This is a genomic window from Sphingomonas ginkgonis (genome assembly GCF_003970925.1).
Taxonomy (GTDB): Bacteria; Pseudomonadota; Alphaproteobacteria; order Sphingomonadales; family Sphingomonadaceae; genus Sphingomicrobium; species Sphingomicrobium ginkgonis.
The window spans coordinates 1,090,381-1,116,380 of sequence record NZ_RWJF01000001.1; the positions used below are offsets into that span (position 1 = coordinate 1,090,381).

The 26,000-nt window shown below is 69.0% G+C and carries 27 protein-coding genes; 17 read left to right on the plus strand and 10 right to left on the minus strand.

The window, feature by feature from the left end; genetic code table 11:
* The first annotated feature begins 97 nt into the window (after positions 1-97).
* Genes HMF7854_RS05265 through nadA form a run of 5 tightly spaced genes read left to right on the plus strand, consistent with a single transcriptional unit; the run spans position 98 to position 4,375 of the window.
* Positions 98-1,303: a glycosyltransferase gene (locus HMF7854_RS05265; protein WP_126718131.1), complete on the plus strand. Its 1,206-nt coding sequence runs from the start codon at positions 98-100 to the stop codon at positions 1,301-1,303.
* Positions 1,304-1,350: 47 nt separating this feature from the next.
* Complete coding sequence (locus HMF7854_RS05270) at positions 1,351-1,758, plus strand: hypothetical protein (protein WP_126718132.1); 408 nt, start codon at positions 1,351-1,353, stop codon at positions 1,756-1,758.
* A gap of 33 nt (positions 1,759-1,791) precedes the next feature.
* The gene (locus HMF7854_RS05275) at positions 1,792-2,640 is read left to right on the plus strand and encodes an MBL fold metallo-hydrolase (RefSeq protein WP_126718133.1); all 849 of its coding nucleotides are present in this window, start codon (positions 1,792-1,794) and stop codon (positions 2,638-2,640) included.
* Complete coding sequence (locus tag HMF7854_RS05280) at positions 2,622-3,341, plus strand: DUF4230 domain-containing protein (RefSeq protein WP_126718134.1); 720 nt, start codon at positions 2,622-2,624, stop codon at positions 3,339-3,341. The genes HMF7854_RS05275 and HMF7854_RS05280 overlap by 19 nt, the downstream gene beginning before the upstream one ends.
* 2 nt (positions 3,342-3,343) lie before the next feature.
* Positions 3,344-4,375, plus strand: a complete 1,032-nt coding sequence (gene nadA / locus HMF7854_RS05285; RefSeq protein ID WP_126718135.1) for a quinolinate synthase NadA — start codon at positions 3,344-3,346, stop codon at positions 4,373-4,375.
* A 12-nt stretch (positions 4,376-4,387) separates the two neighbouring features.
* Here nadA and HMF7854_RS05290 read toward each other — a convergent pair whose 3' ends face one another.
* The 6 genes from HMF7854_RS05290 to HMF7854_RS05315 form a co-directional block, all read right to left on the minus strand.
* On the minus strand, positions 4,388-4,756 hold the full coding sequence (locus HMF7854_RS05290) for a hypothetical protein (RefSeq protein ID WP_126718136.1): 369 nt from the start codon (positions 4,754-4,756) through the stop codon (positions 4,388-4,390).
* A 104-nt stretch (positions 4,757-4,860) separates the two neighbouring features.
* Entirely contained in the window at positions 4,861-5,412 is a 552-nt protein-coding gene (locus HMF7854_RS05295; RefSeq protein WP_126718137.1) for a winged helix-turn-helix domain-containing protein, read from the minus strand.
* Positions 5,412-5,810 (minus strand): DUF3035 domain-containing protein, encoded by a 399-nt coding sequence (locus HMF7854_RS05300; protein WP_126718138.1) that lies wholly within the window; start codon positions 5,808-5,810, stop codon positions 5,412-5,414. The genes HMF7854_RS05295 and HMF7854_RS05300 overlap by 1 nt, the downstream gene beginning before the upstream one ends.
* Positions 5,803-6,303: a signal peptidase II gene (lspA, locus tag HMF7854_RS05305; protein WP_126718139.1), complete on the minus strand. Its 501-nt coding sequence runs from the start codon at positions 6,301-6,303 to the stop codon at positions 5,803-5,805. Before lspA ends, HMF7854_RS05300 begins: the two co-directional genes overlap by 8 nt.
* A complete protein-coding gene (ileS, locus tag HMF7854_RS05310; RefSeq protein WP_126718140.1) occupies positions 6,296-9,199 on the minus strand; it encodes an isoleucine--tRNA ligase in 2,904 nt (967 codons plus the stop codon). The genes lspA and ileS overlap by 8 nt, the downstream gene beginning before the upstream one ends.
* A gap of 82 nt (positions 9,200-9,281) precedes the next feature.
* Positions 9,282-10,205 (minus strand): bifunctional riboflavin kinase/FAD synthetase, encoded by a 924-nt coding sequence (locus HMF7854_RS05315; protein ID WP_126718141.1) that lies wholly within the window; start codon positions 10,203-10,205, stop codon positions 9,282-9,284.
* 205 nt (positions 10,206-10,410) lie between these two features.
* Between HMF7854_RS05315 and rpsM the strand changes: the two genes are divergently transcribed.
* The 4 genes from rpsM (at position 10,411) to HMF7854_RS05335 (ending at position 13,706) form a co-directional block, all read left to right on the plus strand.
* Positions 10,411-10,779 (plus strand): 30S ribosomal protein S13, encoded by a 369-nt coding sequence (gene rpsM, locus HMF7854_RS05320; RefSeq protein ID WP_126718142.1) that lies wholly within the window; start codon positions 10,411-10,413, stop codon positions 10,777-10,779.
* 109 nt (positions 10,780-10,888) lie between these two features.
* Entirely contained in the window at positions 10,889-11,278 is a 390-nt protein-coding gene (rpsK, locus tag HMF7854_RS05325; RefSeq protein ID WP_126718143.1) for a 30S ribosomal protein S11, read from the plus strand.
* A 98-nt stretch (positions 11,279-11,376) separates the two neighbouring features.
* Entirely contained in the window at positions 11,377-12,447 is a 1,071-nt protein-coding gene (locus HMF7854_RS05330; protein ID WP_126718144.1) for a DNA-directed RNA polymerase subunit alpha, read from the plus strand.
* Between the two features lie 185 nt (positions 12,448-12,632).
* Positions 12,633-13,706 carry an acyltransferase family protein gene (locus HMF7854_RS05335; RefSeq protein WP_126718145.1) on the plus strand — a complete coding sequence of 358 codons (1,074 nt, stop codon included), beginning with the start codon at positions 12,633-12,635 and terminating at the stop codon, positions 13,704-13,706.
* On the opposite strand, the gene HMF7854_RS05340 is transcribed toward HMF7854_RS05335, so the two are convergent.
* Positions 13,610-14,071 carry an SDR family NAD(P)-dependent oxidoreductase gene (locus tag HMF7854_RS05340; protein WP_221766412.1) on the minus strand — a complete coding sequence of 154 codons (462 nt, stop codon included), beginning with the start codon at positions 14,069-14,071 and terminating at the stop codon, positions 13,610-13,612. The genes HMF7854_RS05335 and HMF7854_RS05340 overlap by 97 nt on opposite strands.
* A gap of 150 nt (positions 14,072-14,221) precedes the next feature.
* Between HMF7854_RS05340 and HMF7854_RS05345 the strand changes: the two genes are divergently transcribed.
* The 5 genes from HMF7854_RS05345 (at position 14,222) to HMF7854_RS05365 (ending at position 20,053) form a co-directional block, all read left to right on the plus strand.
* On the plus strand, positions 14,222-16,582 hold the full coding sequence (locus HMF7854_RS05345) for a PAS domain-containing protein (RefSeq protein ID WP_126718146.1): 2,361 nt from the start codon (positions 14,222-14,224) through the stop codon (positions 16,580-16,582).
* Positions 16,579-16,944 (plus strand): response regulator, encoded by a 366-nt coding sequence (locus HMF7854_RS05350; RefSeq protein ID WP_126718147.1) that lies wholly within the window; start codon positions 16,579-16,581, stop codon positions 16,942-16,944. Before HMF7854_RS05345 ends, HMF7854_RS05350 begins: the two co-directional genes overlap by 4 nt.
* Before the next feature lie 64 nt (positions 16,945-17,008).
* Positions 17,009-17,218, plus strand: a complete 210-nt coding sequence (locus HMF7854_RS05355; RefSeq protein ID WP_239016848.1) for a hypothetical protein — start codon at positions 17,009-17,011, stop codon at positions 17,216-17,218.
* A 160-nt stretch (positions 17,219-17,378) separates the two neighbouring features.
* The gene (rplQ, locus tag HMF7854_RS05360; RefSeq protein ID WP_126718148.1) at positions 17,379-17,801 is read left to right on the plus strand and encodes a 50S ribosomal protein L17; all 423 of its coding nucleotides are present in this window, start codon (positions 17,379-17,381) and stop codon (positions 17,799-17,801) included.
* 83 nt (positions 17,802-17,884) lie between these two features.
* The gene (locus HMF7854_RS05365) at positions 17,885-20,053 is read left to right on the plus strand and encodes a prolyl oligopeptidase family serine peptidase (RefSeq protein ID WP_239016849.1); all 2,169 of its coding nucleotides are present in this window, start codon (positions 17,885-17,887) and stop codon (positions 20,051-20,053) included.
* Positions 20,054-20,113: 60 nt separating this feature from the next.
* Here HMF7854_RS05365 and HMF7854_RS05370 read toward each other — a convergent pair whose 3' ends face one another.
* On the minus strand, positions 20,114-20,458 hold the full coding sequence (locus tag HMF7854_RS05370; protein ID WP_126718149.1) for a hypothetical protein: 345 nt from the start codon (positions 20,456-20,458) through the stop codon (positions 20,114-20,116).
* A gap of 246 nt (positions 20,459-20,704) precedes the next feature.
* Between HMF7854_RS05370 and HMF7854_RS05375 the strand changes: the two genes are divergently transcribed.
* Positions 20,705-21,754, plus strand: coding sequence for a glycoside hydrolase family 43 protein (locus HMF7854_RS05375; RefSeq protein WP_221766413.1), 1,050 nt, complete (start codon positions 20,705-20,707; stop codon positions 21,752-21,754).
* Positions 21,755-21,763: 9 nt separating this feature from the next.
* On the opposite strand, the gene HMF7854_RS05380 is transcribed toward HMF7854_RS05375, so the two are convergent.
* On the minus strand, positions 21,764-22,918 hold the full coding sequence (locus HMF7854_RS05380) for a glycoside hydrolase family 26 protein (protein ID WP_126718150.1): 1,155 nt from the start codon (positions 22,916-22,918) through the stop codon (positions 21,764-21,766).
* Between the two features lie 114 nt (positions 22,919-23,032).
* Complete coding sequence (locus HMF7854_RS05385; protein WP_126718151.1) at positions 23,033-23,473, minus strand: hemerythrin domain-containing protein; 441 nt, start codon at positions 23,471-23,473, stop codon at positions 23,033-23,035.
* A gap of 201 nt (positions 23,474-23,674) precedes the next feature.
* Here HMF7854_RS05385 and HMF7854_RS05390 point away from each other — a divergent pair, with 201 nt between their 5' ends.
* The gene (locus tag HMF7854_RS05390) at positions 23,675-24,211 is read left to right on the plus strand and encodes a hypothetical protein (protein WP_126718152.1); all 537 of its coding nucleotides are present in this window, start codon (positions 23,675-23,677) and stop codon (positions 24,209-24,211) included.
* Positions 24,212-24,301: 90 nt separating this feature from the next.
* A complete protein-coding gene (guaA, locus tag HMF7854_RS05395) occupies positions 24,302-25,861 on the plus strand; it encodes a glutamine-hydrolyzing GMP synthase (protein WP_126718153.1) in 1,560 nt (519 codons plus the stop codon).
* Positions 25,862-26,000: the final 139 nt, after the last annotated feature.

Below are 26,000 nucleotides of genomic sequence, written 5' to 3' on the forward strand. Positions count from 1 at the left end.
AGAGTGGCGGAAAACCTAGGTTTCTGGATTTTGGGGGAGTGGGGTTGAGCGAGCGAGCGTCAAATTTTCCGACGCTTTTGGGACTGGAGCCGTCGACATGAGCGACCCGCGCCTGTTCTGCGACGTGACCCAGAGCTGGTCCGACGTCGGCGGCGGCGTCGGCACCTATCTCCGCCACAAGCGCGCCCACCTGATTGAGCATACCGACCATCGCCACCTGATGATTCTGCCCGGCCGTCGCGACGAGCTGGTGGAGGAGGGACGGGCGATCACCGTCCGGATCCGCTCGCCGCGGGTGCCGGGGAGCCCGCAGTATCGGCTGCTCCTGCGCAACCGCGCGGTACGCCGGGCGCTCGAGCAGTTCGGTCCGGCGCTGGTCGAGTGCCAGGACGCCTACAACCTGCCGTGGGCGGCGCTGAAGCACGGCCGCCGCCACCCCGAGGTGGCGCTCGTCGCCGGCTATTTCACCGACTTCCCCACCGTCTACGTGGACCGGCCCTTCTCCAGATTGCTCGGGCGCGGGCTGGCGGACCGCGCGGCCCGCGCCGCTTATCGTTACTGCGGGCGGCTCTACGGCCGGTTCGACGCGGTGTTCGGGCTGAGCGAGCATGGCGGCGTGGCCAAGCTCCGCACGCTCGGGGTCGAGGACGTCGACGTGCTGCCGCTCGGCGTGCAGCTCGACGGCTTCCATCCCGACCGTCGCGACACGGCGCTGCGGGCGCATCTCGGGGTCGGCGAGGGCCAGCCCCTGCTCATCTACGCCGGGCGGCTCGACGGCGAGAAGCGGGCGGCGGTGGTGGTCGACGCGTTCCGGCGCCTGCCGCGCTCGCTCGGCGCGACGCTGGTGCTGCTGGGCGACGGTCCGCTGCGCGAGCATTTCGTCGCGCTCGGCGAGGCGGGGGAGCGGATCCACGCGCCCGGCTATGTCCGCGACCGCGACGAGCTCGCGCGCTGGCTGGCGAGCGCCGACATCTATGTCTCCGGCATGGCCGACGAGACCTTCGGGATCTCGATCATCGAGGCGCAGGCGGCGGGCCTGCCGGTGGTGGGCGTCGAGGCGGGGGCGATGATCGACCGGGTGAACCCGGCGATCGGGCGGCTCGGCCCGGTCGACGACAGCAGCGTCATGGCGGCCAACCTGCTCGCGGTGTGGAAGGAGGGGCCGGCGGCGATGGGCCAGGCCGCGCGCGCGCATGTCGCGGGCGAGTTCAGCTGGTCGCACAGCATGGATGTGCTGTTCGGCACCATCTATCCCAAGGCCCTCGCCAAGGCCGCCGAACGGGCCCGTTCATCCCCGGTTTAGCCGCGAAGGGCGAGCGGATGCGTCGCGACCCAAGGAAAGGAACGACGATGCGCCACCCGATCATCCTGCTTGCCGCGGCCGCGCTCCTGCCGCTCCCCGCGCTGGCGGCGCCCGCGGCCAAGCGCACGGTCGTCGTCAAGCACATGGTCAATCCCGACGGAACGGTCGGGGTCGGCAGCGCGGCGGGAGAGGACCCGGCGGTGCAGCGGCTGGTGAACGACTGTTCCGGCCGCAAGTTCGAGACGACCGGCTCGGTCGGCGAGGGGGCGGACAAGCGCGAGACGCGGATCAAGCTGTGCGGCAAGCCCGGCGCGAGCGGCGCCGAATGGGCCAAGACGCTGAAGGACGCGCGCAGCCGGATCGCGGCGGCCGACCTGCCCGACAGCAGCAAGGCGCAGATCGTCGCTGCGCTCGATACCGCCATCGCCAGGGCCGAGAGCGAACCGGGCCGATAGCGTGCGGCGTCGGCTCGTCCTACAGGGGACGGCATGAACGCACCCTATGCGGAACTGATCGAGCAGGAGCCGGGGATCGGCCGGGTCCTCGCGCCCAATCCCTCCGCCTTCACCGGGACGGGCACGCAGACCCACCTGCTGGGCACGGCCGAGCTGGCGGTGATCGATCCCGGACCCGACGAGGCGGCGCATGTCGAGGCGTTGCTGGCGGCGATCGCGGGACGCCCGGTCCGCGCCATCCTCGTCACCCACACCCACCGCGACCATAGCCCAGCGGCGCGGGCGCTGGCGGCGGCGACCGGCGCCCCGGTGATGGGCTGCGCACCGCTTCCGGTGACGAGCGGCTCGGGGCTCGAGGCGTCCTTCGACACCGGCTACAGCCCGGACCGGGTGCTCGGCGACGGCGAGACGATCGAGCTTGACGGCGCGCCGCTCGAGGCTGTGTTCACGCCCGGCCATACCAGCAACCACCTCTGCTTCGGCTGGCGCGGCGCGCTGTTCAGCGGCGACCATGTGATGGGCTGGTCGACCACCGTCATCATCCCGCCCGACGGCAACATGGGCGACTATATGCGCAGCCTCGACAAGCTGCGGCACCGCCGGGACCGGATCTACTATCCGGCGCACGGCGACCCGGTGACCCGGCCCCAGCAGCTGCTGCGCGGGATGATCGGCCACCGGCTGCAGCGCGAGCGGCAGATCCTGCGGCTGGTCGGGACGAGCGCGATGACGGTCGAGGAGATCGTCCCCGCGGCCTATCCGGGGCTCGACCCGCGGCTGACCCGGGCCGCCGGCGCCTCGGTGCTCGCGCACCTGCTGGACCTCGAGACCCGCGGGCTCGTTGAACGGGCGGAGGGCCAGCAATGGAGCAAAGCCGCCTGAGGCAGGCGTGGATCCCGATTACCATCCTGCTCGCGCTGCTGCTCGGGCTGATGCTGGGCGGCGGGTTCGGCGCCGCGCGCAAGGTGCTCGGCGGCCCGACCCCGGAAACGGTGGCGAGCTCGAGCCTGGTCGCGATGAAGGCGCAGAACCGGCTCGTTCCCTTCATCGCCCGCTACGTCTCGGTCACCACCTCGACCGAGCGCCACCTGTTCGGCATTGCCAGCGAGCGGACGCTCGTCCTGCCCGGGACCGTCCGCTACGAACTGGACCTGTCCAAGCTGCAGCCGAACGACGTGCGGTGGAACGCCGCGGCGAAGACGCTCAGCGTGCGGCTGCCGGAGGTCGAGATCGCCGGCCCGGAGGTCGATCTCACCCGGCTTCGCGAATATGGCAGCGACGGGGTGTTCGGCTCGCTGTCGGGCGACCGCAAGACGCTCGACGAGGCGAACCGCGCCCGCGCGGTGCAGGATCTGCGCAACCAGGCCAAGGCGCCCCAGGCAATGACGCTGGCGCGCAACGCGGCGCGCGAGGCGGTGGAGCGGAGCTTCGCCATGCCGCTCGCCGCCGCGGGGATCCAGGCGAAGGTGGTGGCCCGTTTTCCGACCGACGGCAGCGAGGACCCTAGCCTTCTCGACGCCTCCACCCCAATTAACACCGTGCTTGAGGAACAGGCGCGCCGCCGCGCCGCCGGGGGAGAATAGAGTTGAGTGCACCCATCCAGAGCCTGAAGGGCGTCGACCTGCTGGGCGAGATCGCGCGGCTCAAGAAGGAACGCAACGCGGTCATCCTCGCGCATTACTACCAGAAGCCCGAGCTGCAGGACCTCGCCGATTTCGTCGGCGACAGCCTCGACCTCAGCCGCAAGGCGGCGGCGACCGACGCCGACGTGATCGCCTTCTGCGGCGTGCGCTTCATGGCCGAGACGGCGAAGATCCTCAGCCCCGAGAAGACGGTGATCCTGCCCGACATGGACGCCGGCTGCAGCCTCGAGGACAGCTGCCCGCCCGACCAGTTCGCCGCCTTCCGCGCCGCCCACCCGGACCATATCGCGCTGACCTACATCAACTGCTCGGCGGAGGTGAAGGCGCTCAGCGACATCATCGTGACCAGCTCGTCGGCGCAGACCATCCTCGACCAGATCCCCAGGGACCAGAAGATCATCTTCGGGCCTGACCGCCATCTCGGCGGGTACCTGTCCCGCACGCTCGGGCGCGACATGCTGCTGTGGCCGGGCATCTGCATCGTCCACCAGGCCTTCAGCGAGACCGAGCTGTTGAAGCTCAAGGCCGAGCACCCGGGCGCGCCGGTGGCGGCGCATCCCGAATGCCCGCCGCACATCGTCGATCATGCCGACCTGGTCGGTTCGACCAAGGCGATCCTCGACTTCGCGCTGAGCTCGCCGGCCGAGACGATCCTGGTCGCGACCGAGCCGCACATCATCCACCAGATGGAGAAGGCGGCGCCGCACAAGACCTTCATCGGGGTCCCCGGCGGCGACGGCAACTGCAACTGCAACATGTGCCCCTACATGGCGCTGAACACGCTGGAGAAGCTCTACGTCTCGCTGCGCGATCTCACGCCGCGGATCGAGCTGGCGCCCGAGCTGATGGACCGCGCGCGGCTCCCGCTCGAGCGGATGCTGGAGATGGCGAGCGGGACGGTCGGGCAGGGGGATGTCGGCAAGCCGATCGTCGCCGCGCCGGAGACGATCGACCCGACGATCAGCGGCGACTAGCCGCCGCGGTCGTCAGGCGCGGCCGTGGAACAGCCGCTCGATGTCGACCAGCCCGGCCTGGATCGTCTCGGCCAGCAGGTCGATCGCCACGGGATTGGGCTCGCCGCCGGCCGAGCGGCACTCCAGCAGGGTCTCGATGCCCGCCGCGGCGGCGTTGGCGATGCGCGTGCTGCGCTGGTCGAAGCAGCGGCGGACGGGCTCGGAAGCGAAGGGCCACAGCGCCTCGACGGTAAGGTCGTCGCCGCCCGCGCGCGCGGGCCGGCCCTCGGTCATCTCCACCAGCCGCAGCGCCTGCTGGATGCTACGGAACCGCGCGACGGCCTCGGCGACCGGCTCGGGCGCCGGGCAGATGGTGTCCGGATCGGGCAGGAAGTGGATCATGGCGACGGGTCTAGACCGCCATGACTAACGAAGCGTGAAAATGGCCTCCGCTTCGGCGGGAACCGCGCTCGTCCCACCGCTGGCGAGGCGAGGCGCGAGGCGGATCAGGCCGCCTCGCTGTTCTCCAGGTCGCGCAGGATCCAGCCGCGCTGCGGGATCGTCTCGATGAACTCGGCCCCGCCGCTGGCCATCCGCAGCTTCTTGCGCAGCTTGGAGATGAACACGTCGATGATCTTGGGCTGCGGCTGGTCGTCGGCGCGGCGATAGAGATGCTTCAGCAGCATCGTCCGGGTGACGACGTTGTTGCGGGCGAAGGCCAGCAGCTCGAGCACCCGATACTCCATCTCGGTGATGGCGATCGGGTGGCCGTCGATGCGGATCAGCCGCTGCATCTGGTCGACCGCCAGCCGCCCGCCGCACAGCGTCGGCGGGATCTCGCCGCCGCCCTCCTTGATCGCCGTCAGCATCCGCGACGCGGCTTCCTCGCCCTCGCGCGGGCTGACCGCCACGGGCGATCCCATCACCTGCTGCTGCAGCTCGGCAAGCGCGCGGTGCGCCTCCTCGACCAGCCGCGCGCCTTCCTCGAAGCGGCGGCGCGAACGGTCGAGCAGCGCTTCGACCTCGACCAGCCGGGCGGAGAGGGTCTCGGTGGCCATCAGGGAACCGACGCGCTCGCGTCCTGGCCGTTCGTCTCGGCGGCCGCCAGGATGGTCTGGGTGGTGGCGCCCTTGTCGACGATCTGCGTCGCGGGGTCGCCGACGGTGGAGCGGACGCCGAGCGAGGCGCGCTCCGCCCCGGCCTTCTCGAGCATGCTGCTCTCGCTCTGGCTGCGCGGGGCAGGCCCGCCGAACAGCGCCTCGATAGCCTGGCCCTGGACAGCCTCGGGGGCGAGGGTGGCGGTGCCGGCCTGCGGCGGGGTCAGGCTGTAGTCGGGCGGGATCACCAGCGGGGCGTTGCGGGCGACGGCGAACTCGTCGAGCGCCTTGCCGCGCGAGGCGCAGCCGGCCGCCGGAAGCAGGGCTGCCATCGCCACGAGGGTCAGTGTCTTACGCATGAGTCTCCGTCTCCTTGCGCTCTTCCTTGTTGAACAGGAAGGCGCGGATGAACAAGGTCGCTGCCCCGATGCTAATCGCTGCGTCGGCGACATTGAAGACCAAAAAGGGACGCCACGTGCCGAAGTGTAGGTCGGCGAAGTCGACAACATAGCCGATCCGCACGCGATCGAGAATGTTGCCGAGCGCCCCGCCCAGCACGAGCCCCAGGGCGAGCCTATCGCCGTGCTTGGGTTCCTTGAAGATCCACACCAGCACGGCGACCGCGATCGCGGCGGTGACGAGCACCAGCGCCCAGCGTCCGGCCGGGCTGTCGGCGTTGAACAGGCCGAGGCTGATCCCGCGGTTCTCGACCCAGCTCAGGTTGAAGAAACCGGTGAGCACGATCTGCCCGACCTCGTTCAGCCGGAGCGGGCCCCACATCAGCCATTTGACCAGCTGGTCGAGGGCGAACACCAGCCCGGCGGTCAGCAGCGCGACGCGGCGGTCAGCCATTCACCACCTCCTCGCAGCGCGCGCACAGGTCGCCGTCCTCGGCGACCTCGGTTAGGTGCCGCCAGCAGCGGCCACACTTGTGGTTGGCGGTTCGGCCGGCGACCACGGCCGGGCCGTGGACCACCGTTCCGGTGTCGAGCACCACTTCGGAAACGATGAACAATTCGGCGAGCTCCTCGGCGCTCAGCATGGGCCGGTCGGCCGCATCGGGGAAGCCCAGCGCGACCCGCACCTCGAGGCTGGAGCCGACGGTCTTGTCGCGGCGCATCGGCTCGATCTCGGCGGTGACCTGCTCGCGCAGCGCCCGGTAGCCGGTCCAGATGTCGACCAGGCGCGCATCGGCCCAGTCGCCGATCTCGGGCCATTCGAGCAGGTGAACGCTGCCCGCGTCCGGGTAGCGCGTCCCCCAGACTTCCTCGGCGGTGAACACCAGCACCGGCGCGGCCCAGCGGACCAGCGCCTGAAACAGCGTGTCGAGCACCGTCCGGTACGCCCGCCGCTTGGGATCGGCGGCGGCGTCGCAGTAGAGGCTGTCCTTGCGGATATCGAAGAAGAAGGCCGACAGGTCCTCGTTGCAGAAGTCGGTCAGCGCCCGGGTATAGTCGTTGAAGTCGAAGCCATCGACCGCGGCGCGCAGCCGCTCGTCGAGGCGGCCGAGCAGCGCCAGCATGTAGCGCTCGAGCTCGGGCATCTCCGACGCGTCGTCTACCCGTTCCTCCTCCGAGAACCCCTCCAGCGCGCCGAGCAGGTAGCGGAAGGTGTTGCGGAGCTTGCGATACTGGTCCGAGACGCCGGCGAGGATCTCCTTGCCGATGCGATGGTCCTCGGTGAAGTCGACGCTCAAGGCCCACAGGCGAAGAATGTCGGCGCCGCTATCGCGCATCAGGTCGAGCGGGTTGATCGTGTTGCCGAGCGACTTGGACATCTTCATGCCCTTGGCGTCCATGGTGAAGCCGTGGGTCAGCACGGCGTCGTAGGGCGCGCGGCCGCGCGTGCCGCAGCTCTCCAGCAGCGAGGACTGGAACCAGCCGCGGTGCTGGTCGGAGCCTTCGAGGTAGAGGTCGGCGGGCCAGCGCAGCTCGGGCCAGCGACCGCTCTCCAGCACGAAGGCATGGGTGCAGCCGCTGTCGAACCAGACGTCGAGGATGTCGCTGACCTGCTCGTAGTCGTCGGGGTTGCGGCCCTCGCCGAGGAAGCGCGCGGGGGCGCCGTCCTCGCTCCAGCCGTCGACGCCCTTCTCCGCGATCGCGGCGACGATCCGGGCGTTCACTTGCGGGTCGACCAGCAGCTTGCCGGTCTTGCGCTCGACGAACAGGGTGATCGGCACACCCCACGCCCGCTGCCGCGAGATCACCCAGTCGGGCCGCCCCTCGACCATCGACCCGATCCGGTTGCGGCCCTTCTCGGGCACGAAGCGGGTCTTGCTGATCGCCTTCAGCGCCAGTTCGCGCAGCGTCGGGGAACCGGCGCTGGCCTGGTCGTCGATCCGGCTGTCGCCGCCCTCGTCCTCCCACCGCTGCTCCGGTCGCGTGAGCGCGGGGAGACGGTCGAGCGGCTGGTCCATGGCGATGAACCACTGCGGGGTGCAGCGATAAATGACCTTGGCCTTGGAGCGCCACGAGTGCGGGTAGCTGTGGCGGTAGTCGGCGCTGGCGGCAAGCAGCGCTCCGGCCTCGCGCAGGTCGGCGCAGATCGGTCCGTCGGGCGCGTTGAACTTGGGGTTGATGACGCTGCCCTGGCCGGGGAGCCAGCCCCAGTCGGCGCGATATTTGCCGTCGCCCTCGACCGCGAAGACCGGGTCGATGCCGTTCGCCTTGCACAGGTCGAAGTCGTCCTCTCCATGGTCGGGCGCCATGTGGACGAGCCCGGTCCCGCTGTCGGTGGTGACGAAGTCGCCGGGGAGGAAGGGGCGGGGGCGGGCAAAGAAGCCGCCGAGGTGATGCATCGGGTGGCGGGCGATAGTGCTGGCGAGATCGCGAGGGTCGACCTGCCTCTCAGTATCGACCCGCTCGAACGAGGCCCTCTTCGCAAACTCACCAATCAGCTTGTTTGCAACGAGGTAGCGCCGGTCTCCAACTCCAATAAGAGAGTAGTCCACGTGAGGCCCATAAGCGATCGCCTGGTTGACCGGGATCGTCCACGGCGTCGTCGTCCAGATCACCGCATGGGCGCCCACCAGCTCGGGGATCGGGCTCTCGACGATCTCGAACGCCACGTCGACCTGCGTCGACGTGATGTCCTCATACTCGATCTCGGCCTCGGCCAGCGCGGTCTTCTCTACGGGTGACCACATCACCGGCTTGGCGCCGCGATAGACCTGGCCGCTTTCCGCGAACTTCATCAGCTCGGCGACGATCGTCGCCTCCGCCTGATAGTCCATCGTCAGATAGGGATGGTCCCAGTCGCCGTTGATCCCGAGCCGCTTCAGCTGCTCGCGCTGGGTGTCGACCCAGTGCTGGGCGTAGGCGCGGCACTCGGCGCGGAATTCGGCGGGGTCGACCTCGTCCTTGTTCTTCTTCTGCTTGCGATACTGCTCCTCGACCTTCCACTCGATCGGCAGCCCGTGGCAGTCCCAGCCGGGCACATAGGGCGCGTTCTTGCCGAGCAGGCTCTGGGTGCGGACCACCATGTCCTTGAGGATATGGTTGAGCGCATGGCCGATGTGCATGTCGCCGTTGGCGTAGGGCGGCCCGTCGTGGAGGATGAACTTCTCCCGCCCCGCACGCGCATTGCGCAGCTGGCGGTAGAGGTCCTGCTCTTGCCAGCGGGCGAGGATCCCCGGCTCCTTCTGCGGCAGGCCCGCCTTCATCGGGAAGGCGGTCTGGGGCAGGAAGACGGTGCTCCGCCAATCTTGCTTTGCGGAAGCGTCGGGCTTGCTGGAAGGGGCGTCGGCCATCGCGCGCGGCTCTAGCGGCACGGGCGGCGATTGCAAAATGCGTTGTGCCGCGGTTCGCTCCGGCGGCCGCCGCGGGCCGGCTTTAGCCGAGCAGCGCGCGCGCCTGCCGCTCGTCGCGCTTCATCTGCGCCATCAGCGACTCCATGTCGGTGAAGCGCGCCTCGGGGCGGAGGAAATGGTGGAGCGCCACTTCGATCCGCTGGCCGTATAGGTCGCCGGAGAAATCGAACAGGAAGGTCTCGAGCAGCTCGACCGGCGGCTCGAAGCTCGGGCGGATGCCGAGATTTGCGACCCCCGCATGCTCGCTCCCGTCGGCGAGGCGGACGCGCACCGCGTAGATGCCATAGGCCGGCCGCTGATAGTCGCCGAGCAGCGTGTTGGCGGTCGGATATCCGAGCACCCGGCCGCGCTGGTCGCCCGGCTGTACCACGCCTTCCAGTGCGAAAGGGCGGGAGAGAAGGTGCGTGGCGGTGCCCGGGTCGCCGTCGACCAGCGCCTGGCGGATCCGGCTCGAGGAGATCGGCTGCTGCTCGAGCATGACCGCGTGGACCGCCTCGGCGGCGATCCCGTGCTGGCGGCCGAGCGCGGCCAGGCTCTCGGCGCTGCCGCCGCGGCCCTTGCCGAAGGTGAAGTCCTCGCCGGTGACCACCGCGGCGGCGCCGAGCCGTCCGGCGAGGATCTCGGCGACGAAGCGGTCGGCGCTGGTCGCCGCCAGCTCGCCGTCGAACCCGAGCACCAGCATCGCATCGGCGCCCGCCCCGGCGAACAGGCGCTGGCGCTGGTCGAGGCTGGTCAGCTTGAAGGGCGGCCTGTCGGGGCGGAAGTGGCGGACCGGGTGGGGGTCGAAGGTGGCGACGATCGCCGGCCGGCCCTCGTGGAACGCGCGCGCGACCGCGCGGCCGACCACCGCCTGGTGCCCGAGGTGGAAGCCGTCGAAGTTGCCGAGGGCGACGACGGCGCCGCGCAGGGCGTCGGGAAGGGGCTCGGCGAGGCTCAGTCTCTCCATCGTGCCCGCCGTCTAAGGCCCCGTGCGCCGGTCCGCAAATCGCGGGCAAGCGCTTGACGAACCGGGGCCCCGACCGTATCTGGCCGCCATCCCGTTCCTCCGGCTTCCGGCGGCGCACTTGTGCGCGCGCCGTTTTTCCTTTGGTGCGGGACATGCGACGAGATGGGGCGACGACCGCCCTGTGGAGCTGAAAGAAGGACTGAGAATGGCACGTATCGCCGGGGTGAATATTCCGTCGAACAAGCGCGTCGAGATCGCGCTGACCTACATCCATGGCATCGGGCGGACGACGGCCCGCCGGATCATCGACCAGCTGGCGATCACGCCGGAGCGTCGGGTGCAGGATCTGACCGACCAGGAGGTCGTGCAGATCCGCGAGACCATCGACCGCGAGCATACCGTCGAGGGCGACCTTCGCCGCGAGACGGCGATGAACATCAAGCGGCTGATGGACCTCGCCTGCTACCGCGGGCTTCGCCATCGCCGGGGTCTCCCGGTCCGCGGCCAGCGCACGCACACCAATGCGCGCACCCGCAAGGGCAAGGCCAAGCCGATCGCTGGCAAGAAGAAGTAACTGACACAGCGGCCATCCGGGGGATGGTCGCGCTGCAGTTACTCCGCCGGAGGCAGCTCTCCACGAGCCTCGCCGCCGCGAGCACCACCGAATACCAAGGATGTAGAACATGGCCCGTGAGCCCCAGCGCCTTCGCCGCCGCGAGCGCAAGAACATCACCGCCGGCGTCGCGCATGTGAACGCCAGCTTCAACAACACGATGATCACCATCACCGACGCCCAGGGCAACGCCATCGCATGGAGCTCGGCCGGCATGATGGGCTTCAAGGGCAGCCGCAAGTCGACTCCCTATGCCGCCCAGGTCGCCGCCGAGGATGCCGGCCGCAAGGCCGCCGACCACGGCGTCCGCACCCTCGAGGTCGAGGTCAAGGGCCCGGGTTCGGGTCGCGAGAGCGCGCTCCGCGCCTTGCAGGCGGTGGGCTTCACCATCACCTCGATCCGCGACGTGACCCCGATCCCGCACAACGGCGTCCGCCCGTCCAAGCGCCGCCGCGTCTGACGCTCGCGGCCGGGGCCCGACTCCGGCCGGGAACGTGACTGGATAACGATAAATCCGGGGCCGCGGGACGCCGCCGCCCCACTGCCAAGGAAGCATTCATGGCCGTCAACGCAAAGAACTGGCAGGAACTCAAGAAGCCGAACAGCCTCGAGCGCAAGGCCGGTGGCGACAGCCGCCGCAAGGCCGTGTTCGTCGCCGAGCCGCTCGAGCGCGGCTTCGGCATGACGCTCGGCAACTCGCTGCGCCGCGTGCTCCTCTCGAGCCTGCAGGGCGCCGCCGTCACCGCGATCAAGATCGAGGGCGTGCTGCACGAGTTCTCGTCGCTCGCCGGCGTCCGCGAGGACGTCACCGACATCATCCTCAACGTCAAGCAGGTCGCGCTCCGGATGGAAGGCGAGGGCCCGAAGCGGCTCCACCTCACCGCCACCGGCCCGGGCGAGGTCACCGCGGGGCAGATCCAGACCTCGGGCGACATCGAGGTCACCAACCCCGAGCTGGTGCTCTGCCACCTCGACCAGGGCGCGACGCTCAACATGGAGCTGACCGCCGACATCGGGAAGGGCTATGTCCCGGCTTCGGCCAACCGCCCGGCGGACGCCCCGATCGGGCTGATCCCGGTCGACGCGCTGTACAGCCCGGTGCGCCAGGTCGCCTACAAGGTGGAGAACACTCGCGTCGGCCAGGAGCTGGACTATGACAAGCTCACGCTGACCATCGAGACCGACGGCACCGTCACGCCGGAGGACGCGATCGGCTATGCCGCGCGCATCCTCCAGGACCAGCTGGCGCTGTTCGTCCACTTCGACGACACCAGCGTCCGCACCTCGGCGCCGGCGATGATCGGGGTGGCGACGGCCGCCGCGCCGGTCGAGCCGCAGACCGACACCAACCAGCTCAACCGTTACCTGCTCAAGAAGGTCGACGAGCTGGAGCTGTCGGTGCGCAGCGCCAACTGCCTCAAGAACGACAACATCATCTACATCGGCGACCTCGTCCAGAAGACCGAGGCGGAGATGCTCCGCACTCCGAACTTCGGCCGCAAGTCGCTGAACGAGATCAAGGAAGTGCTCGCGAGCATGGGCCTTCGCCTCGGCATGGACATCCCCGGCTGGCCGCCGGAGAACATCGAGGAAATGGCCAAGAAGCTCGAGCAGGAGATGCTCGGCTGAGGTTGCTGATCCTCACCTGACGCGAAAGGGTCGTCCCGCGAGGGGCGGCCTTTTTCGTTTCCTTAACCCGCGGATGGCAGTCCGGCGCCCCGGGCCGGCGCGGCCCGGTTGGCGATGAGCCGGGTATTCTGGTACGCGGGGCGCCTCACTGTCGGCTTGAAGCCCATGCGTGTTGGAAGGAGTATATGGCGGGCGATCTTCAACTGGCGGCGGAAGATCATGCGACCAGCCCGGACCGGATGCTCAAGGGCATCGATACGCTCCGCTTCATCACCGCCTTGTGGGTCGCCTTTTCACACGGGGCGCGCTTCCCCGTCGCGGGCCTGGTCGACCCGGATACCACGACCGGCAAGGTCGCCCTGCTGCTCGGGAACACGACCTTCAACGGCACCGCCGCGGTCACCATCTTCTTCGTCATCTCCGGCCTCTGCATCCACCGCGCCAACCTGGGCAGGACGCGGATCGACTATGCGCCGTTCGTCACCCGCCGGCTCGTCCGCATCGGCGTGCCCTTGCTGTTCGTTCTGCTGCTCGCCCGCGCCTGCGGGCCGGCCTATGTCCGGGCGCTCGATGACGTTCTCTGGTCGGTCTACTGCGAGCTCGTCTACTATCTCCTCTACCCGCTGTTCTTCCCGCTGATCCGCCTTGTCGGCGCGGTCCGGGTCATGCTCGGCGCGCTGACCGTCTCCTTCCTCCTGCTGATGACCAGCCCCGCGTCCATCTATCTGTGGGAGTTCGGAACGCGGCTCAGCTGGCTGTTCAACGCGCCGTTATGGCTGGCCGGCGTGGTGCTGGCGGAAAAGCTCGGCGCCATCCAGCAGCGGGTTGAGCGGATCAACGTCTGGGCCTTCCGGGTCGGGGCGCTGCTCGTCTGCTACGCGGCGACGATCCTCGCGACCCACGCAGGGCGGCTGGCGATCGGCTATACCTGGACCATGCCGCTGTTCGCGATCTTCTGCCTGTTCTGGATCGCGCGGGAGGCGCAGCACGCCGCCGAGGTCGGCCCGGTGCCCCTGCTCGAGCGGCTCGGGGTAGCGGGCTATTCCATTTACCTCGTCCACAAATTCCCGATCACCGCCTTCGCACCGTTCGCGGCGAGCGTTCCGCCGCTCCTGTGGTGGGCCGCCCAGCTCCTCGCCATCGGCCTCGCCACCTTCCTGCTCTACCGGCTGATCGAGTGGCCCGCCCATCGCGTCTCGCGCGTGCTCGCAGGGCGGATCGCCTCCAGGCCCGGCATGCTTCCACGCCGGACCGCGTGAACCCCGCCCGGGCCGATCGCCTCGCACAGCGCGTCGACTCCTTGCTCGGTCGACAGGTCGGACGCGAACGTCTCGACCCACCCGCCACCGCGAGCGAGATCGGCCTTGGCCTGTGCGAGGTGACCCTCGTCTTCCGCCGCGATCAGCACGTCGAAGCCGTTCTCGAGGACGGTGCGGGCAAGCTCGAGACCGATCCCGTTGGACCCGCCGGTGACGACGGCAAACGAGGACGAGTTTGGATTGGTGGATATGCTGGTCGTTCCTCGCGGCGGAAGGCCGCGTTCGGTCCGGTGAACGGGAGCGGTCGGAGGGGCGTCCCACTTGTTTCGGGTCGGCCAACGGATCCAGCCGGAACAGCCAAACAAAGAAATTCAGCAGGTTCCGGCGAGTTCCTAACTTAGATCATTGCACGGTTTCTAAGCGAAAGCCGACTAGAAGCGGTTTGGAAAGGACCCGGCGTCGATGTTCCAGTCCTCAGTGCGCGTACGGACGGTGACCTCGAGTCGCAGAACCTGGTGCTCGCCGGCGTCAACCGGATCTTCCGCGAGGCGCTGGTGGCCGGCTCGGCCGAGCAGCTGGCGACCCGTTGCCTGACCGTCGCCGAGGAGGTCACCGGCGCGACACTGAGCTTTCTCGACGAGTCGGCCACCGCGGACCAGCCGCGTCGGCTCGCCACCAGCGAGCGGATGCCGCGACACCCGGCGGTGGACGGGATCGGGCGCAGTGCGGCCCTGTTCGGCGTCGACCCGCTGGTCGCCGAGGCGGCTGAGTCGGACCGGGGCATCATCCGCAACGAGCTTGCACAGCCGCCGATCGACCATTTCATGGGGATCCCGATCCGCGAGGGCGGCCGCACGATCGGAGTGCTCGGCCTCGGCAATCGCAGCGGGGGTTTCGGCGACGGCGAGCGGGCCTCGGCGCTGGCGCTGGCGCCGACGATCCTCCAGGCGCTGCGCGGCAAGCGGCTGGAACAGGCGGTTCGCGACAGCGAGGAACGTTACCGCAACCTGTTCGAGACGGTCCCGGTCGGCGTCGGGCTGGTCGAGGTGGTCCGCAACGCGGCCGGGCGGGTGGTCGACTGGACCCTGCTGGAGATCAATCCCGCGATGCGGCGGAGCATCGAGCTCGATCCGTCGGAAGCCGCGGGGCGGCGGATCCGCGACATCCTGTCGCTTCCGGAACTCGGCAGCTCGGGCCAGTTCTTTCAGCAGGTGCTCGACAGCGGCGAGTCGCTGCACGACCAGATCCATATTCGCCGCACGGACCGCTGGCTGGCGGTCACCGCGACGCCCGCGGGCGGCAACCGCGTCAACCTCATCCTCGAGGACATCAGCGTCCGCAAGAAGGCCGAACTGCTGCTGCGTCGAAGCAAGGAGCGGCAGGCGCTCCTGCTGCGGCTCGGCGACCCGCTGCGCCAGAGCAACAGCGCGGACGAGGTCATCGCCGAAGGATCGCGGCTGCTCGGCGAGGCGGTGGGCGCTTCCCGGGTGGTGTTCGGCGAGATCGACGAGGCGGAAGGCGTGGCGCGGATCTCGCCCGGCTGGCTGGCGTCGGGCGCGCAGGAACATCCGTCGGTCCTCCGCCTCGACGATTTCGACGTGCTACAGCTGGAGCAGCTTCGCCGGGGCCATGCGATCAGCTTCGACTCGGTCGGGAGCGGGCGCGGACGACGCGCCGACCTCGTGGCGTTCGAGGCGATCGGGATCCGCGCCGGGATCAGCGTCCCGCTGATCGTCGCCGGGCGCTTCGTCATGAAGCTCGACGTTCACCAGCACCAGGAGCGGAGCTGGACGTCCGACGAGATCGAGCTGACCCAGATCGTCGCCGAGCGGATCTGGAGCGACGTGATCCGCGCCCGCGCGGAGGAACGCCGCGCGGCGAGCGAGCGTCGGCTGCAGACCCTGGTGGAGGGGGTTCCGCAGCTGGTGTGGCGGGCCAAGGACCTCGGCAACTGGACCTGGGCTAGCCCGCAGTGGACGGAATATACCGGGCAGCCCGAGGCCGATAGCCACGGGTCGGGCTGGCTCGACCCGGTATGCCCCGAGGATCGCGAGCACGTCCAAGCGATCTGGGCAGAGGCGGGACGGCTGGGCGTGTTCCAGGCCGAGTATCGCATCCTCCACCAGGCCGAGAAACGATATCGCTGGTTCCAGACCCGCGCCACGCCGGTGCGCGACGAGCAGGGGCGGATCGTCGAATGGCTCGGCACCTCGACCGACGTCGACGACCTCCGCCGGCTGCAGGAGCGCCAGCAGGTCCTGCTCGGCGAACTTCAGCACCGCGTTCGCAACATCCTGGCGGTGGTCCGCTCGGTCTACGACCGGACGGTGGAGGCGGACGGCGGCCTCGACGAGATTGCCGACAGCTTCCGCGGCCGGCTCGACAGCCTCGCTCGTACCCAGGTGGTGGTGACCCAGAGCGCCACCGGCGAGGTCGAGCTCGGCCAGCAGATCCGCGAGGAGCTGGAGAGCGTCGGCGCGGACGAGGGGGGACAGCTATCGCTCGGCGGCCCGCGGCTGCTGCTCGCCCCCAAGATTGCCGAATCGCTGGGACTGGCGATCCACGAGCTGCTCACCAACGCGCTAAAATATGGTGCATTGAAGGAAGCGTCGGCGCGGCTCGCGGTCGAGTGGAAGGTGAGCCCCGAGCCCGAGGGCGCGCGCCGGCTCGACCTGTCGTGGAGCGAGGACGGGCTGAGCCAGCTTCAGCCCGAGCCGCGCCGCCGCGGCTTCGGCAGCGAGCTCATCACCGAGGCGCTGCCCTATGCGCTCGACGCGCGCACCAGCCTGACCTTCGGCCGCGATTCAGTCCGCTGCTCCATCTCGGTGCCGCTGCCGCCCGATGAACTCCCGCTCTGGAAGGATTTCGAACCATGATCGCCAGCCTTGCCGGCAAGAAGATCCTGATCGTCGAGGACGAGTATTTCATCGCCTCCGACCTCGCCTGGGTGCTGGCGCGGGAGCAGGCGGTAGTGGTCGGTCCGGTCAGCGACCTCGCCCGCGGCCTGTCGCTGGTGGCCGAGGGCGGGGTCGATGCCGCGGTGCTCGACGTGAACCTGGAGGGGGCGCATTCCTACGCGATCGCCGACCGGCTCGGGGAGGTGTCGGTACCCTTCATGTTCCTGACCGGCTACGACAGCTGGTCGCTGCCGGAGAGCTACCGCGACGTTCCCCGTCTGTCGAAGCCGGTGCCGATGCAGAAGGTGCTGAACTGCGTGCGCCAGCTCCTCCAGGACTAACGGCTGGTCGAACGCGGCCGAAGGCGAGCGGGAACCGGAGGGCGGCCGCGCCATTTCTGGCAGCATGGCACAGGATGACATTCAGCTCCCGCAGACCTACGACCGGGCGAGCGACGTGGTGGCCGACGGCGACCGCGTGCTGGTCGACGGTCCCGATCATGTCCATGTCGCGCTGACCGCCAGCGCCGCGGCCGAGACCGGCGAGCGGCTCGCGCGGGCCGCGATGAAGGCGACCCAGTCCTCGCTGGCGGCCAACGAGAATGCCGCGGAGTAGCGCCGCAGCTTGACTTTTCAGGCTCGCCCCTCTTAACGGGCGCCGCGCGAGGCGGCCCGTTCGGGCTGGCCGGCGCACGGGACATGGGGCGGTTCCCACTGCAAATCCGCCTGGCCGGGCCTGCCTGACACGGGGCCCCGACGAACGAAGGACTGAAGACATGCGGCACAAGGTTGCCCATCGCAAGCTGCAGCGCACCACCGCACACCGTACCGCGCTCCTGCGCAACATGGCGGCGGCGCTGATCAAGCACGAGCAGATCACGACGACCCTCGCCAAGGCGAAGGAGCTCCGTCCCTACACCGAGAAGCTGATCACGCTCGCCAAGCGCGGCGGCCTCTCCAACCGCCGCCTGGCGCACGCCCGGCTGCTCGACGACACCCAGCTGGTCAAGCTGTTCGACGTGCTGGCCGAGCGCTACGCCGGTCGCGACGGCGGCTACACCCGCGTCATCAAGGCCGGCATCCGCCAGTCGGACGCGGCGCCGATGGCGATCATCGAGTTCGTCGACCGCGACGTGTCGGCCAAGGGCCAGGACTCCGGCCCGGTGCTGACCGAGGAGGACGAGGCGCTCGCCGCCTGAGCCCTTTTTCGACGAAAGGCACTGGATAAGCGAAGGGCGCCGCTGCTAGCCAGCAGGCGCCCTTCTCGCGTTCCGGAGCATTCATGCGCCAGTCCCTGCTCTTCGCCGCCCTTCTCCTCACCACCGCTCCCGTCATCGCCATGGCCCCGCCCCCCACCGACGCTCCGCCCACGCCGGCCCCCGTCAGCGCTCCGCTGCCCGTGCCGCCCTATCCCCAGACCCGCACCGTCGACGTGGTCGAGGACCATTTCGGCACCAAGGTCGCCGATCCCTATCGCTGGCTCGAGAACGACGTGCGCGGGGACGCCGAGGTCCGCAGCTGGGTCGAGGCGGAGAATGGCGCGACCAACCGGTTCCTCGCCGAGCTGCCGGGCCGCGAGCATCTCAAGCAGCAGATGACTGCGCTCTACGACTATGAGCGGTTCGGCATCCCCGAGCGCAAGGGCAGCCGCTACTTCTACACCCGCAACGACGGGCTTCAGAACCAGTCCGTCCTCTACGTCCGCGACGCGGTGAACGGCCCGGCGCGGCTGCTGATCGATCCCAATGGCTGGTCCAAGGACGGCGCCACCGCGCTGGCCGAGTGGCAGCCGAGCGAGGACGGTTCGCACCTCCTCTACGCGATCCAGGACGGCGGGACCGACTGGCGGACGCTGAAGGTGCTCGACACGGCCAGCGGCCAGCTGCTGCCCGACGAGATCAAGTGGGTGAAGTTCTCCGGCCTGTCGTGGACCAAGGACGGCAAGGCGTTCGTCTACAGCCGCTTCCCCGAGCCCGCGGCCGGGGCGACCTTCCAGTCGCTCAACCGCGACCAGCAGGTCTACCTCCACCGGCTCGGCACGCCGCAGAGCGCCGACGTCAAGCTCTACGCGACGCCCGACCGGCCCGAGCTCAACCACCAGGCGCAGGTCAGCAAGGACGGGCGCTGGCTGGTGGTGACCTCGTCGAGCGGGACTGACGACCGCTACGAGGTCGTGCTGCTCGACATGGCCAGGCCCGGCGCCAGGCCGCGGGTGATCGTCCCCGGCTTCACCGACAATTTCACCTACGTCGGCAACCGCGGCACCCAGTTCTACTTCGTCACCAACAAGGGCGCGCCCAAGCTCAAGGTGGTGACGATGGACGTCGCCGCGGCGAACCCGGTCTCGCGCGACCTGATCGGCCAGCAGGAGGCGACGCTCGACAGTGCCAGCCTGGTCGGCGACGCGCTGGTCGCTTCCTACCTCAAGGACGCGAAGACCGAGGTCCGGGTCCACGGCCTCGACGGCCGGCTGCGGCGGACGATCGCATTGCCGGGGATCGGCTCGGCCAGCGGGTTCGACGGCGATCTCGGCAATTCCGAGACCTTCTTCGCCTTCACCAGCTTCAACCGTCCCACCACCATCTACCGCTACGACGTGGGCAGCGGGCAGGCGACCGCCTGGGCAACCCCCAAGCTCAACTTCAACCCCGACGCCTACACCGTCGAGCAGAAGTTCTACGCCTCCAAGGACGGCACCAAGGTGCCGATGTTCATCGTCCGCAAGAAGGGCTCGACCGGCCCCGCGCCGACGTTGCTCTACGGCTATGGCGGGTTCAACGTGCCGCTGCCGCCGAGCTACTCGCCGACCCGGCTCGCCTGGCTCGAGGCGGGCGGCACCTTCGCGCTCGCCAACATCCGCGGCGGCGGGGAATATGGCAAGGCGTGGCACGATGCCGGCCGGCTGGCCAACAAGCAGAACGTGTTCGACGACTTCATCGCCGCGGGCGAGTATCTCAAGGCCAACGGCTATACCGGCCCCAATCAACTCGCGATCGAGGGCGGCTCCAACGGCGGCCTGCTGATCGGCGCGGTGGTCAACCAGCGCCCCGACCTGTTCGCCGCCGCGCACCCGGCGGTGGGTGTGATGGACATGCTGCGCTTCGATCGCTTCACTGCCGGCCGCTACTGGGTCGACGATTATGGCTACCCCGGCAAGCAGGCCGACTTCCCGCGGCTGCTGGGCTATTCGCCCTATCACAACATCAAGGGCGGAAAGCCCTATCCGGCGGTGCTGGTGACGACCGCCGACACCGACGACCGGGTGGTCCCGGGGCACAGCTTCAAATATATCGCGCGGCTGCAGAGCACGGCGGGGACCGGCGACAAGCCGCACCTCATCCGAATCGAGACGCGCGCCGGGCACGGCTCGGGCAAGCCGACCTCGAAGATCATCGAGGAGACGAGCGACGTCTACGCTTTCCTCGGCTATTATACCGGGCTGAAGCTCTAGGCCGACCGCGCCCGGATCGCCGCCGACGATCGGCGACGATCCGGGGGGCGACGGACGGGCCTAGTGCGCGGGGACGGTAATCACCCGCGTCACGGCATAGCTCTGCGGGTCGACGACATAGACGTAGCCGTCGGTTGAGACGTAGCGCGCCGAGGGCGCGAGGCTGTACTGGGTGACGAGCGGCTGCGGCAGGGTCGAATAGTCGCTGTAGTAGCTGTAGTTCGGCCCGAACACGGTTCCGACCTTTACCTCGCCGGCCTGCTTGCGGGTCAGCCGGTTCCAGGCGACGCACTGGCCGTCGCGGTAGCCGCTGCAGGCGATCTGGTTGGAGTAGCTGCGCGCCTCGGCGGCGCTGCCGGCCAGCGCGATCGCGGCGCCGGCGAGAAGGACAAGACTCTTGGTCATGTGCATGGCTCCTTTCGGGTTGGGACCGGAAGAAAACCGGCCGGCCTGCTGCCCGGTTGCCGCGCATGAACAAGGATTAACCAGGTCGCGCGGCCCCGAACGCCGCCGTTGTCCGACCCCGACTTCCGCTCTCAGCATGCGTCATTGATCCGGCGGCATAATGCCGGTTGTGCCCGGGCCGAAACACCGGAGCCTTCTTCTTCGAGGCTACTTTTCCGGGAGCTTTCCGCCAATTAGAGGCGCGTAATGCGCTATTCCATCGACGATCGCGAGGCGGGTTCGGCGCCGGCTCGCGACCATTCCGCGATCATGCCCGGCACCACGCTCGAAACCTATTGCAACCCGGTGCTCGACGCCGATTTTCCCGATCCCGCCGTCCTGCTCGCCGAAGACGGCTTCTATTACGCTTATGCAACCCAGACCTGGCGCGACGGGCGCTGGATCAACATCCAGGTCGCGCGATCGGCCGACCTCGTCCGGTGGGAGCATCTGGGCGACGCGCTTCCGGACAAGCCGGCCTGGGGGCTGGCCACGCAGGATTACTGGGCGCCGGACGTCATCTTCGCCGACGGCCGCTACATCATGTACTACTCGGCCAAGCCCGACGCCTGCGCCGAGACCAAGGACCATTGTTTGGCGATCGCGGTCGCGGACTCGCCCGCTGGCCCCTTCGTCGACATCGGCGCGCCGCTGCTGGTCGGGCAGGGGTTCGAATATATCGACCCGATGGCGTTCGACGACCCGGCGACGGGGAAGAAGTATCTCTACTGGGGCTCGGGCTTCCAGCCGATCAAGGTGCAGGAGCTGAGCGCGGACCGGCTGTCGTTCGCGCCCGGCACGCGCCCGGTCGAACTCATCTGGCCCAACCCGGTAAAGGGCGCCTTCCCGCGGCTGGTGGAGGCGAGCTGGCTGATCCACCGCGACGGCGCCTATTATCTCTTCTACTCGGGCGACAATTGCTGCGGCCCGCACGCCGAATATGGCGTGATGGTCGCCCGCTCGAGCTCGCCGACCGGCCCGTTCGAGACGCTCGAGGAGGCGAGGGGCGTGCCCTACAGCCTGATGCTCCACAAGAACGACCGCTGGCTCGCGCCCGGCCACAACTCGATGATCGCGGACAAGGCGGGCGACTGGTGGATGGTCTACCACGCGATCGACGTGAACCGGCCCCGGACCCGGCAGGAAGACGAGATCAACAGCCGCCGGATCCTGCTGATCGACAAGGTCGAATGGGTCGAGGGATGGCCGATGATCGGCACGCCGAGCGACGGACCGAAGCCCGCGCCGCGGACCTGATCAGCGCGGCTAGCGGGCGGCGACCGCCGCCCGCGCGCGCGGCTTGCGGCTGGCGCGCAGCTCGTCGAACAGGATCCGCTGCGCCTTCATTTCCGCGAGCAGTCCCTCGTCGACGTGGCGGGCGCCGTCGGCGGTGACGGTGGAGAGGAGGCCGGCCTCGGCATGCCGGCTGTTGTCCCAGCCGGGATAGGCGGTGATCGGGTACCAGCAGATGCCCTCGATCCGCGCGCCGCGGCGCATCGCGTCGCGCACCTCGCTGCAGACATAGTGGAACCAGCTCGCCTTGCCCGAGCCCTCGGCCCCTGTCTCCGACAGGAAGATCGGCTTGCCGTAGCGCTCGGCGACCTCGACCAGCATGTCGGCGAGCGGCCGATATTCATGGTGCCCCATCGGGATGGTCGGCCCGTCGCGGTACCATTGGTTGTGCGGGTAGAAGTTGAGCCCGACGACGTCGACGAAGCTCGGATCGCCGCCGAGCTCCGGTTCGTCGGCGCCGATGATCCAGTCATAGGCCTGGAACTGGCCGAGCCGCGCCTGCTCGGCGGCGCGGACGTCGTTGCGATGGTGGCTGGGCGGCGCGACATGGACCAGCGGCTCGGCCCAGCACAGGGTCGCGCGGGGCCAGCGGCGGCGGATGGCGCCGGCGGCCATCACCGCGGTGCGCACCAGCTGCCGCTTGAACCAGCCCTTCTGGTCGGGTCCGACGCGGGGGAAATAGCCGACCTCCACCGCCCAGGACTGGAAGCTGATCTCGTTCAGCGGGCAGACGATCGGCGGCGCGTCGCTGACCGACTGCTGCACCTCCACGGCGGCCATGGCGAAGTCGGTGAAGCGCTTGGGGAAGTCGGGGCCAGCCTGGTCGACGAAGTCGGGCGAGCCATAGTGGAAGAGGTCCCAGATGACCTGCAGCCCGTTCGCCTCGGCGGCTTCCAGCACGGGCATCCAGCTCGACCAGTCGTACCGGCCGGGGGAGCGCTCGACGAGGTGCCAGCGGACGCCGTCGCGCAGGGTGCGGAAGCCCAGCTCGCGGCACAGCCGGTAGTCCCGGTCGGCGTGCCGGTCGTGCGAGGTCGCGCGAATGAGGTCGAGCCGGACGCCATCCTGACGCCGGTGCGACGAGCATTCGAAGCCCGCCTGGAGAAAGCTGTCGAAGCCACCAGCCATGGTGTTGTGGATGTGCCTTGTATCGTTCGCGCGCGAGCCCCCAACGGGAGTTCGGGCGGATCGTTCCGGCTGCGCTTCGCTTGTTCGCCGGCAGGGCGGCCGGCGCGCCGGGCCTCAGACCGCGTGCGGCAGGTCCGCCGAAAGCGCGTCCGCCAGCGGGTAGAGCATCCGGTTCTCGCGGGCGATCCGCTCGGCCAGCGCCGCGAAGACCGCGTCGCATTCGCGCCGGAAGGCCGGGAAGTCGGCGGTCATCTCGCGCGAGTTGCGCCAGCGTTCGGCGAAAGCGGCGTAGGTGGCGCTGAGGCCCCCCATCTCCTCGCGGAAGGCGCGGGCGGTGCGGGCGGCGGTTTCGTCGCTGGCCGCTTCCATGAATGGATAGAGGATCTCGTCCTCCTGCGCGAAGTGGATGCGCAGGAGGCCGGTCAGCTTGGCGAGCATCAGCGAGATCTGGAACGCCTGCGCGTCGCTCGGCGGTGTTCGGCAGGCGTCCTTGATCCTGACGACCAGGGCTTCGGCGGCGTCGTGCTGGTTCTTGAGGGTGGCGGTGCGGGGCATGGCGATACTCGGGGACAGGGAGCCTCCCGGTAGGCGGCCAGTCTTAACGTTTCCATGTGCAACGGACCGAAACGGAGGTGAATCCCGAAGCTGAACGCTTTCCAACCGGCATGTTCAGCACCGATGCAGCCCGTTTCGGACATCGAACGTTCGGGTGAACGACCCGCGTCGGCAACGACGCCCGGAAACAGGAGAGATGCAATGAAGTCTTTCAGGAAGGCGCTGGCGATGTCGGCCGGAGCGGCGCTCGCTGCCGCGGCGCTGGCCACCCCCGCGGCGGCCCAGTACGGCAACCCTTATGGCGGATATGGCGGTTACGGCGGATGGGGCGGTTACAGCTACGGCGCCGGCCCGGCCACGCTGATCGGCAACGTGCTCGACAGCATCCTGCGGGGCACTTACGCCGCCACCAACGGCTATAACTACGGGCCGGAGCGCTGGGCGTCGGACCAGTGCGCTCGCGCCGTCGAAGCCCGGCTCAACAATTACGGCGGTTACGGCGGCTACGGCTACGGCCCGCGGGCGCGCGTCGTCAGCTTCGACAAGATCGAGCGGCGTGGCGACGGGCTGAAGATCTGGGGCTGGGCGACGACCAGCCGGCCGGGCTACGGCGGCGGCGGTTACTACGGCAACTGGGGTGGCTGGAACGGCGCCTACAGCCGCGACGTCCGGATCGCCTGCAAGATCGACCGCTACGGCCGGGTGTTCGACACGGACATCAAGCGCGGCCGCTGGTAGGCCAACGGCCGTCTCCGGCCTGATCGGCGCCGGGGCCCTTCGCGGGTCCCGGCGCTTTTCTTTAGGGGCGCTGCTGGCTATCCGCCGGCCATGAGCCTCCAGCCCTCCGAATCCATCCTCATCGTCGACTTCGGCAGCCAGGTGACCCAGCTGATCGCCCGCCGCGTGCGCGAGAGCGGGGTCTATTGCGAGATCGCCCCGTTCAGCGCGGCGGAGGAGGCCTTCCACCGCCTTCAGCCTAAAGGAATCATCTTTTCCGGTGGACCCTCGTCGGTGACCTGGGAGGACAGCCCCCGCGCCCCGCAAATCCTGTTCGACAGCGGCCTGCCGCTGCTCGGCATCTGCTACGGCCAGCAGACGCTCCACCAGCAACTGGGCGGCAAGGTCGTGACCTCCGACCAGAAGGAGTTCGGCCGCGCCTTCATCGAGGTGGTGGCGCCCAGCGCGTTGTTCGACGGGCTGTGGCAGGTCGGCGAGAGGCATCAGGTATGGATGAGCCACGGCGACCGGGTCGAGAGCCTCGCGCCCGGCTTCACCATCGTCGCCCGTTCCGAAGGCGCGCCCTACGCGATCGCCACCGACGAGGCGGCGCGCCGCTACAGCCTGATGTTCCACCCGGAGGTCGTCCACACCCCCGACGGCGGCAAGCTGCTCGCCAACTTCGCGCGGCACATCTGCGGCTGCTCGGGCGAGTGGAGCATGGAGGCCTATCGTCAGGCCAAGATCCGCGACATCCAGGACCAGGTCGGCTCGGGCAAGGTCATCTGCGGCCTGTCCGGCGGGGTCGACAGCGCGGTTGCCGCGGTGCTGATCCACGAGGCGATCGGCGAACAGCTGACCTGCGTCTTCGTCGACCACGGCCTCATGCGGCAAGGGGAGGCGGACCAGGTCGTCTCGCTGTTCCGCAATCACTACAACATTCCGCTCGTCCACGTCGAAGCCGAGACGCTGTTCCTCTCCGGCCTCGCCGGGGTCGCCGACCCCGAAGCCAAGCGCAAGTTCATCGGCAAGACCTTCATCGACGTGTTCGAGGACGAGGCGCGCAAGATCGGCGGCGCCGACTTCCTGGCCCAAGGGACGCTCTATCCCGACGTGATCGAGAGCGTCAGCTTCACCGGCGGTCCGTCGGTGACGATCAAGAGCCACCACAATGTCGGCGGCCTCCCCGAACGCATGAACATGAAGCTGGTCGAGCCGTTGCGCGAGCTGTTCAAGGATGAGGTGCGCGAGCTCGGCCGCGAGCTGGGCCTGCCGGACGCGTTCGTCGGACGCCACCCGTTCCCCGGCCCCGGTCTCGCCATCCGGATCCCGGGCGAGGTCAGCAAGGAGCGCTGCGACATCCTCCGCAAGGCCGACGCCATCTACCTCGAGGAGATCCGCAACGCCGGGCTCTACGACGCGATCTGGCAGGCTTTCGCGGTGCTCCTGCCGGTCCGCACCGTCGGCGTGATGGGCGACGCGCGCACCTACGACAGCGTCTGCGCGCTGCGTGCCGTGACCAGCGTCGACGGCATGACCGCCGACGTCTACCCGTTCAGCGCCGACTTTCTCAGCCGAACCGCGACCCGCATCGTCAACGAGGTCCAGGGCATCAATCGCGTCACCTACGACTACACCTCGAAGCCCCCCGGCACGATCGAGTGGGAGTAACGCGGACGCGCGACTGGCCGGGAGCCAGCCGCGGCCGCATTACTCGAACGTCCCATGGTTCGGGACGATTAACGACTGCCCTTCTTGCCTCGGAGCGAGTGGTTAACGCTAAACAAGCGTTTACCAAGCCGTTGACGTA

Bases quoted from the DNA above. Each gene is read 5' to 3' on its own strand.
- HMF7854_RS05270 (WP_126718132.1), top strand. From the start codon at position 1,351: ATGCGCCACCCGATCATCCTGCTTGCCGCGGCCGCGCTCCTGCCGCTC.
- HMF7854_RS05335 (WP_126718145.1), top strand. From the start codon at position 12,633: ATGGCGGGCGATCTTCAACTGGCGGCGGAAGATCATGCGACCAGCCCG.
- rpsM (WP_126718142.1), top strand. From the start codon at position 10,411: ATGGCACGTATCGCCGGGGTGAATATTCCGTCGAACAAGCGCGTCGAG.
- HMF7854_RS05300 (WP_126718138.1), bottom strand. From the start codon at position 5,810: ATGCGTAAGACACTGACCCTCGTGGCGATGGCAGCCCTGCTTCCGGCG.
- HMF7854_RS05315 (WP_126718141.1), bottom strand. From the start codon at position 10,205: ATGGAGAGACTGAGCCTCGCCGAGCCCCTTCCCGACGCCCTGCGCGGC.
- guaA (WP_126718153.1), top strand. From the start codon at position 24,302: ATGAGCCTCCAGCCCTCCGAATCCATCCTCATCGTCGACTTCGGCAGC.
- HMF7854_RS05380 (WP_126718150.1), bottom strand. From the start codon at position 22,918: ATGGCTGGTGGCTTCGACAGCTTTCTCCAGGCGGGCTTCGAATGCTCG.
- HMF7854_RS05280 (WP_126718134.1), top strand. From the start codon at position 2,622: ATGGAGCAAAGCCGCCTGAGGCAGGCGTGGATCCCGATTACCATCCTG.
- HMF7854_RS05275 (WP_126718133.1), top strand. From the start codon at position 1,792: ATGAACGCACCCTATGCGGAACTGATCGAGCAGGAGCCGGGGATCGGC.
- HMF7854_RS05265 (WP_126718131.1), top strand. From the start codon at position 98: ATGAGCGACCCGCGCCTGTTCTGCGACGTGACCCAGAGCTGGTCCGAC.
- rplQ (WP_126718148.1), top strand. From the start codon at position 17,379: ATGCGGCACAAGGTTGCCCATCGCAAGCTGCAGCGCACCACCGCACAC.
- HMF7854_RS05370 (WP_126718149.1), bottom strand. From the start codon at position 20,458: ATGACCAAGAGTCTTGTCCTTCTCGCCGGCGCCGCGATCGCGCTGGCC.
- HMF7854_RS05385 (WP_126718151.1), bottom strand. From the start codon at position 23,473: ATGCCCCGCACCGCCACCCTCAAGAACCAGCACGACGCCGCCGAAGCC.
- HMF7854_RS05365 (WP_239016849.1), top strand. From the start codon at position 17,885: ATGCGCCAGTCCCTGCTCTTCGCCGCCCTTCTCCTCACCACCGCTCCC.
- rpsK (WP_126718143.1), top strand. From the start codon at position 10,889: ATGGCCCGTGAGCCCCAGCGCCTTCGCCGCCGCGAGCGCAAGAACATC.
- HMF7854_RS05330 (WP_126718144.1), top strand. From the start codon at position 11,377: ATGGCCGTCAACGCAAAGAACTGGCAGGAACTCAAGAAGCCGAACAGC.
- HMF7854_RS05390 (WP_126718152.1), top strand. From the start codon at position 23,675: ATGAAGTCTTTCAGGAAGGCGCTGGCGATGTCGGCCGGAGCGGCGCTC.
- ileS (WP_126718140.1), bottom strand. From the start codon at position 9,199: ATGGCCGACGCCCCTTCCAGCAAGCCCGACGCTTCCGCAAAGCAAGAT.
- HMF7854_RS05355 (WP_239016848.1), top strand. From the start codon at position 17,009: ATGGCACAGGATGACATTCAGCTCCCGCAGACCTACGACCGGGCGAGC.
- lspA (WP_126718139.1), bottom strand. From the start codon at position 6,303: ATGGCTGACCGCCGCGTCGCGCTGCTGACCGCCGGGCTGGTGTTCGCC.
- HMF7854_RS05375 (WP_221766413.1), top strand. From the start codon at position 20,705: ATGCGCTATTCCATCGACGATCGCGAGGCGGGTTCGGCGCCGGCTCGC.
- HMF7854_RS05290 (WP_126718136.1), bottom strand. From the start codon at position 4,756: ATGATCCACTTCCTGCCCGATCCGGACACCATCTGCCCGGCGCCCGAG.
- HMF7854_RS05295 (WP_126718137.1), bottom strand. From the start codon at position 5,412: ATGGCCACCGAGACCCTCTCCGCCCGGCTGGTCGAGGTCGAAGCGCTG.
- HMF7854_RS05350 (WP_126718147.1), top strand. From the start codon at position 16,579: ATGATCGCCAGCCTTGCCGGCAAGAAGATCCTGATCGTCGAGGACGAG.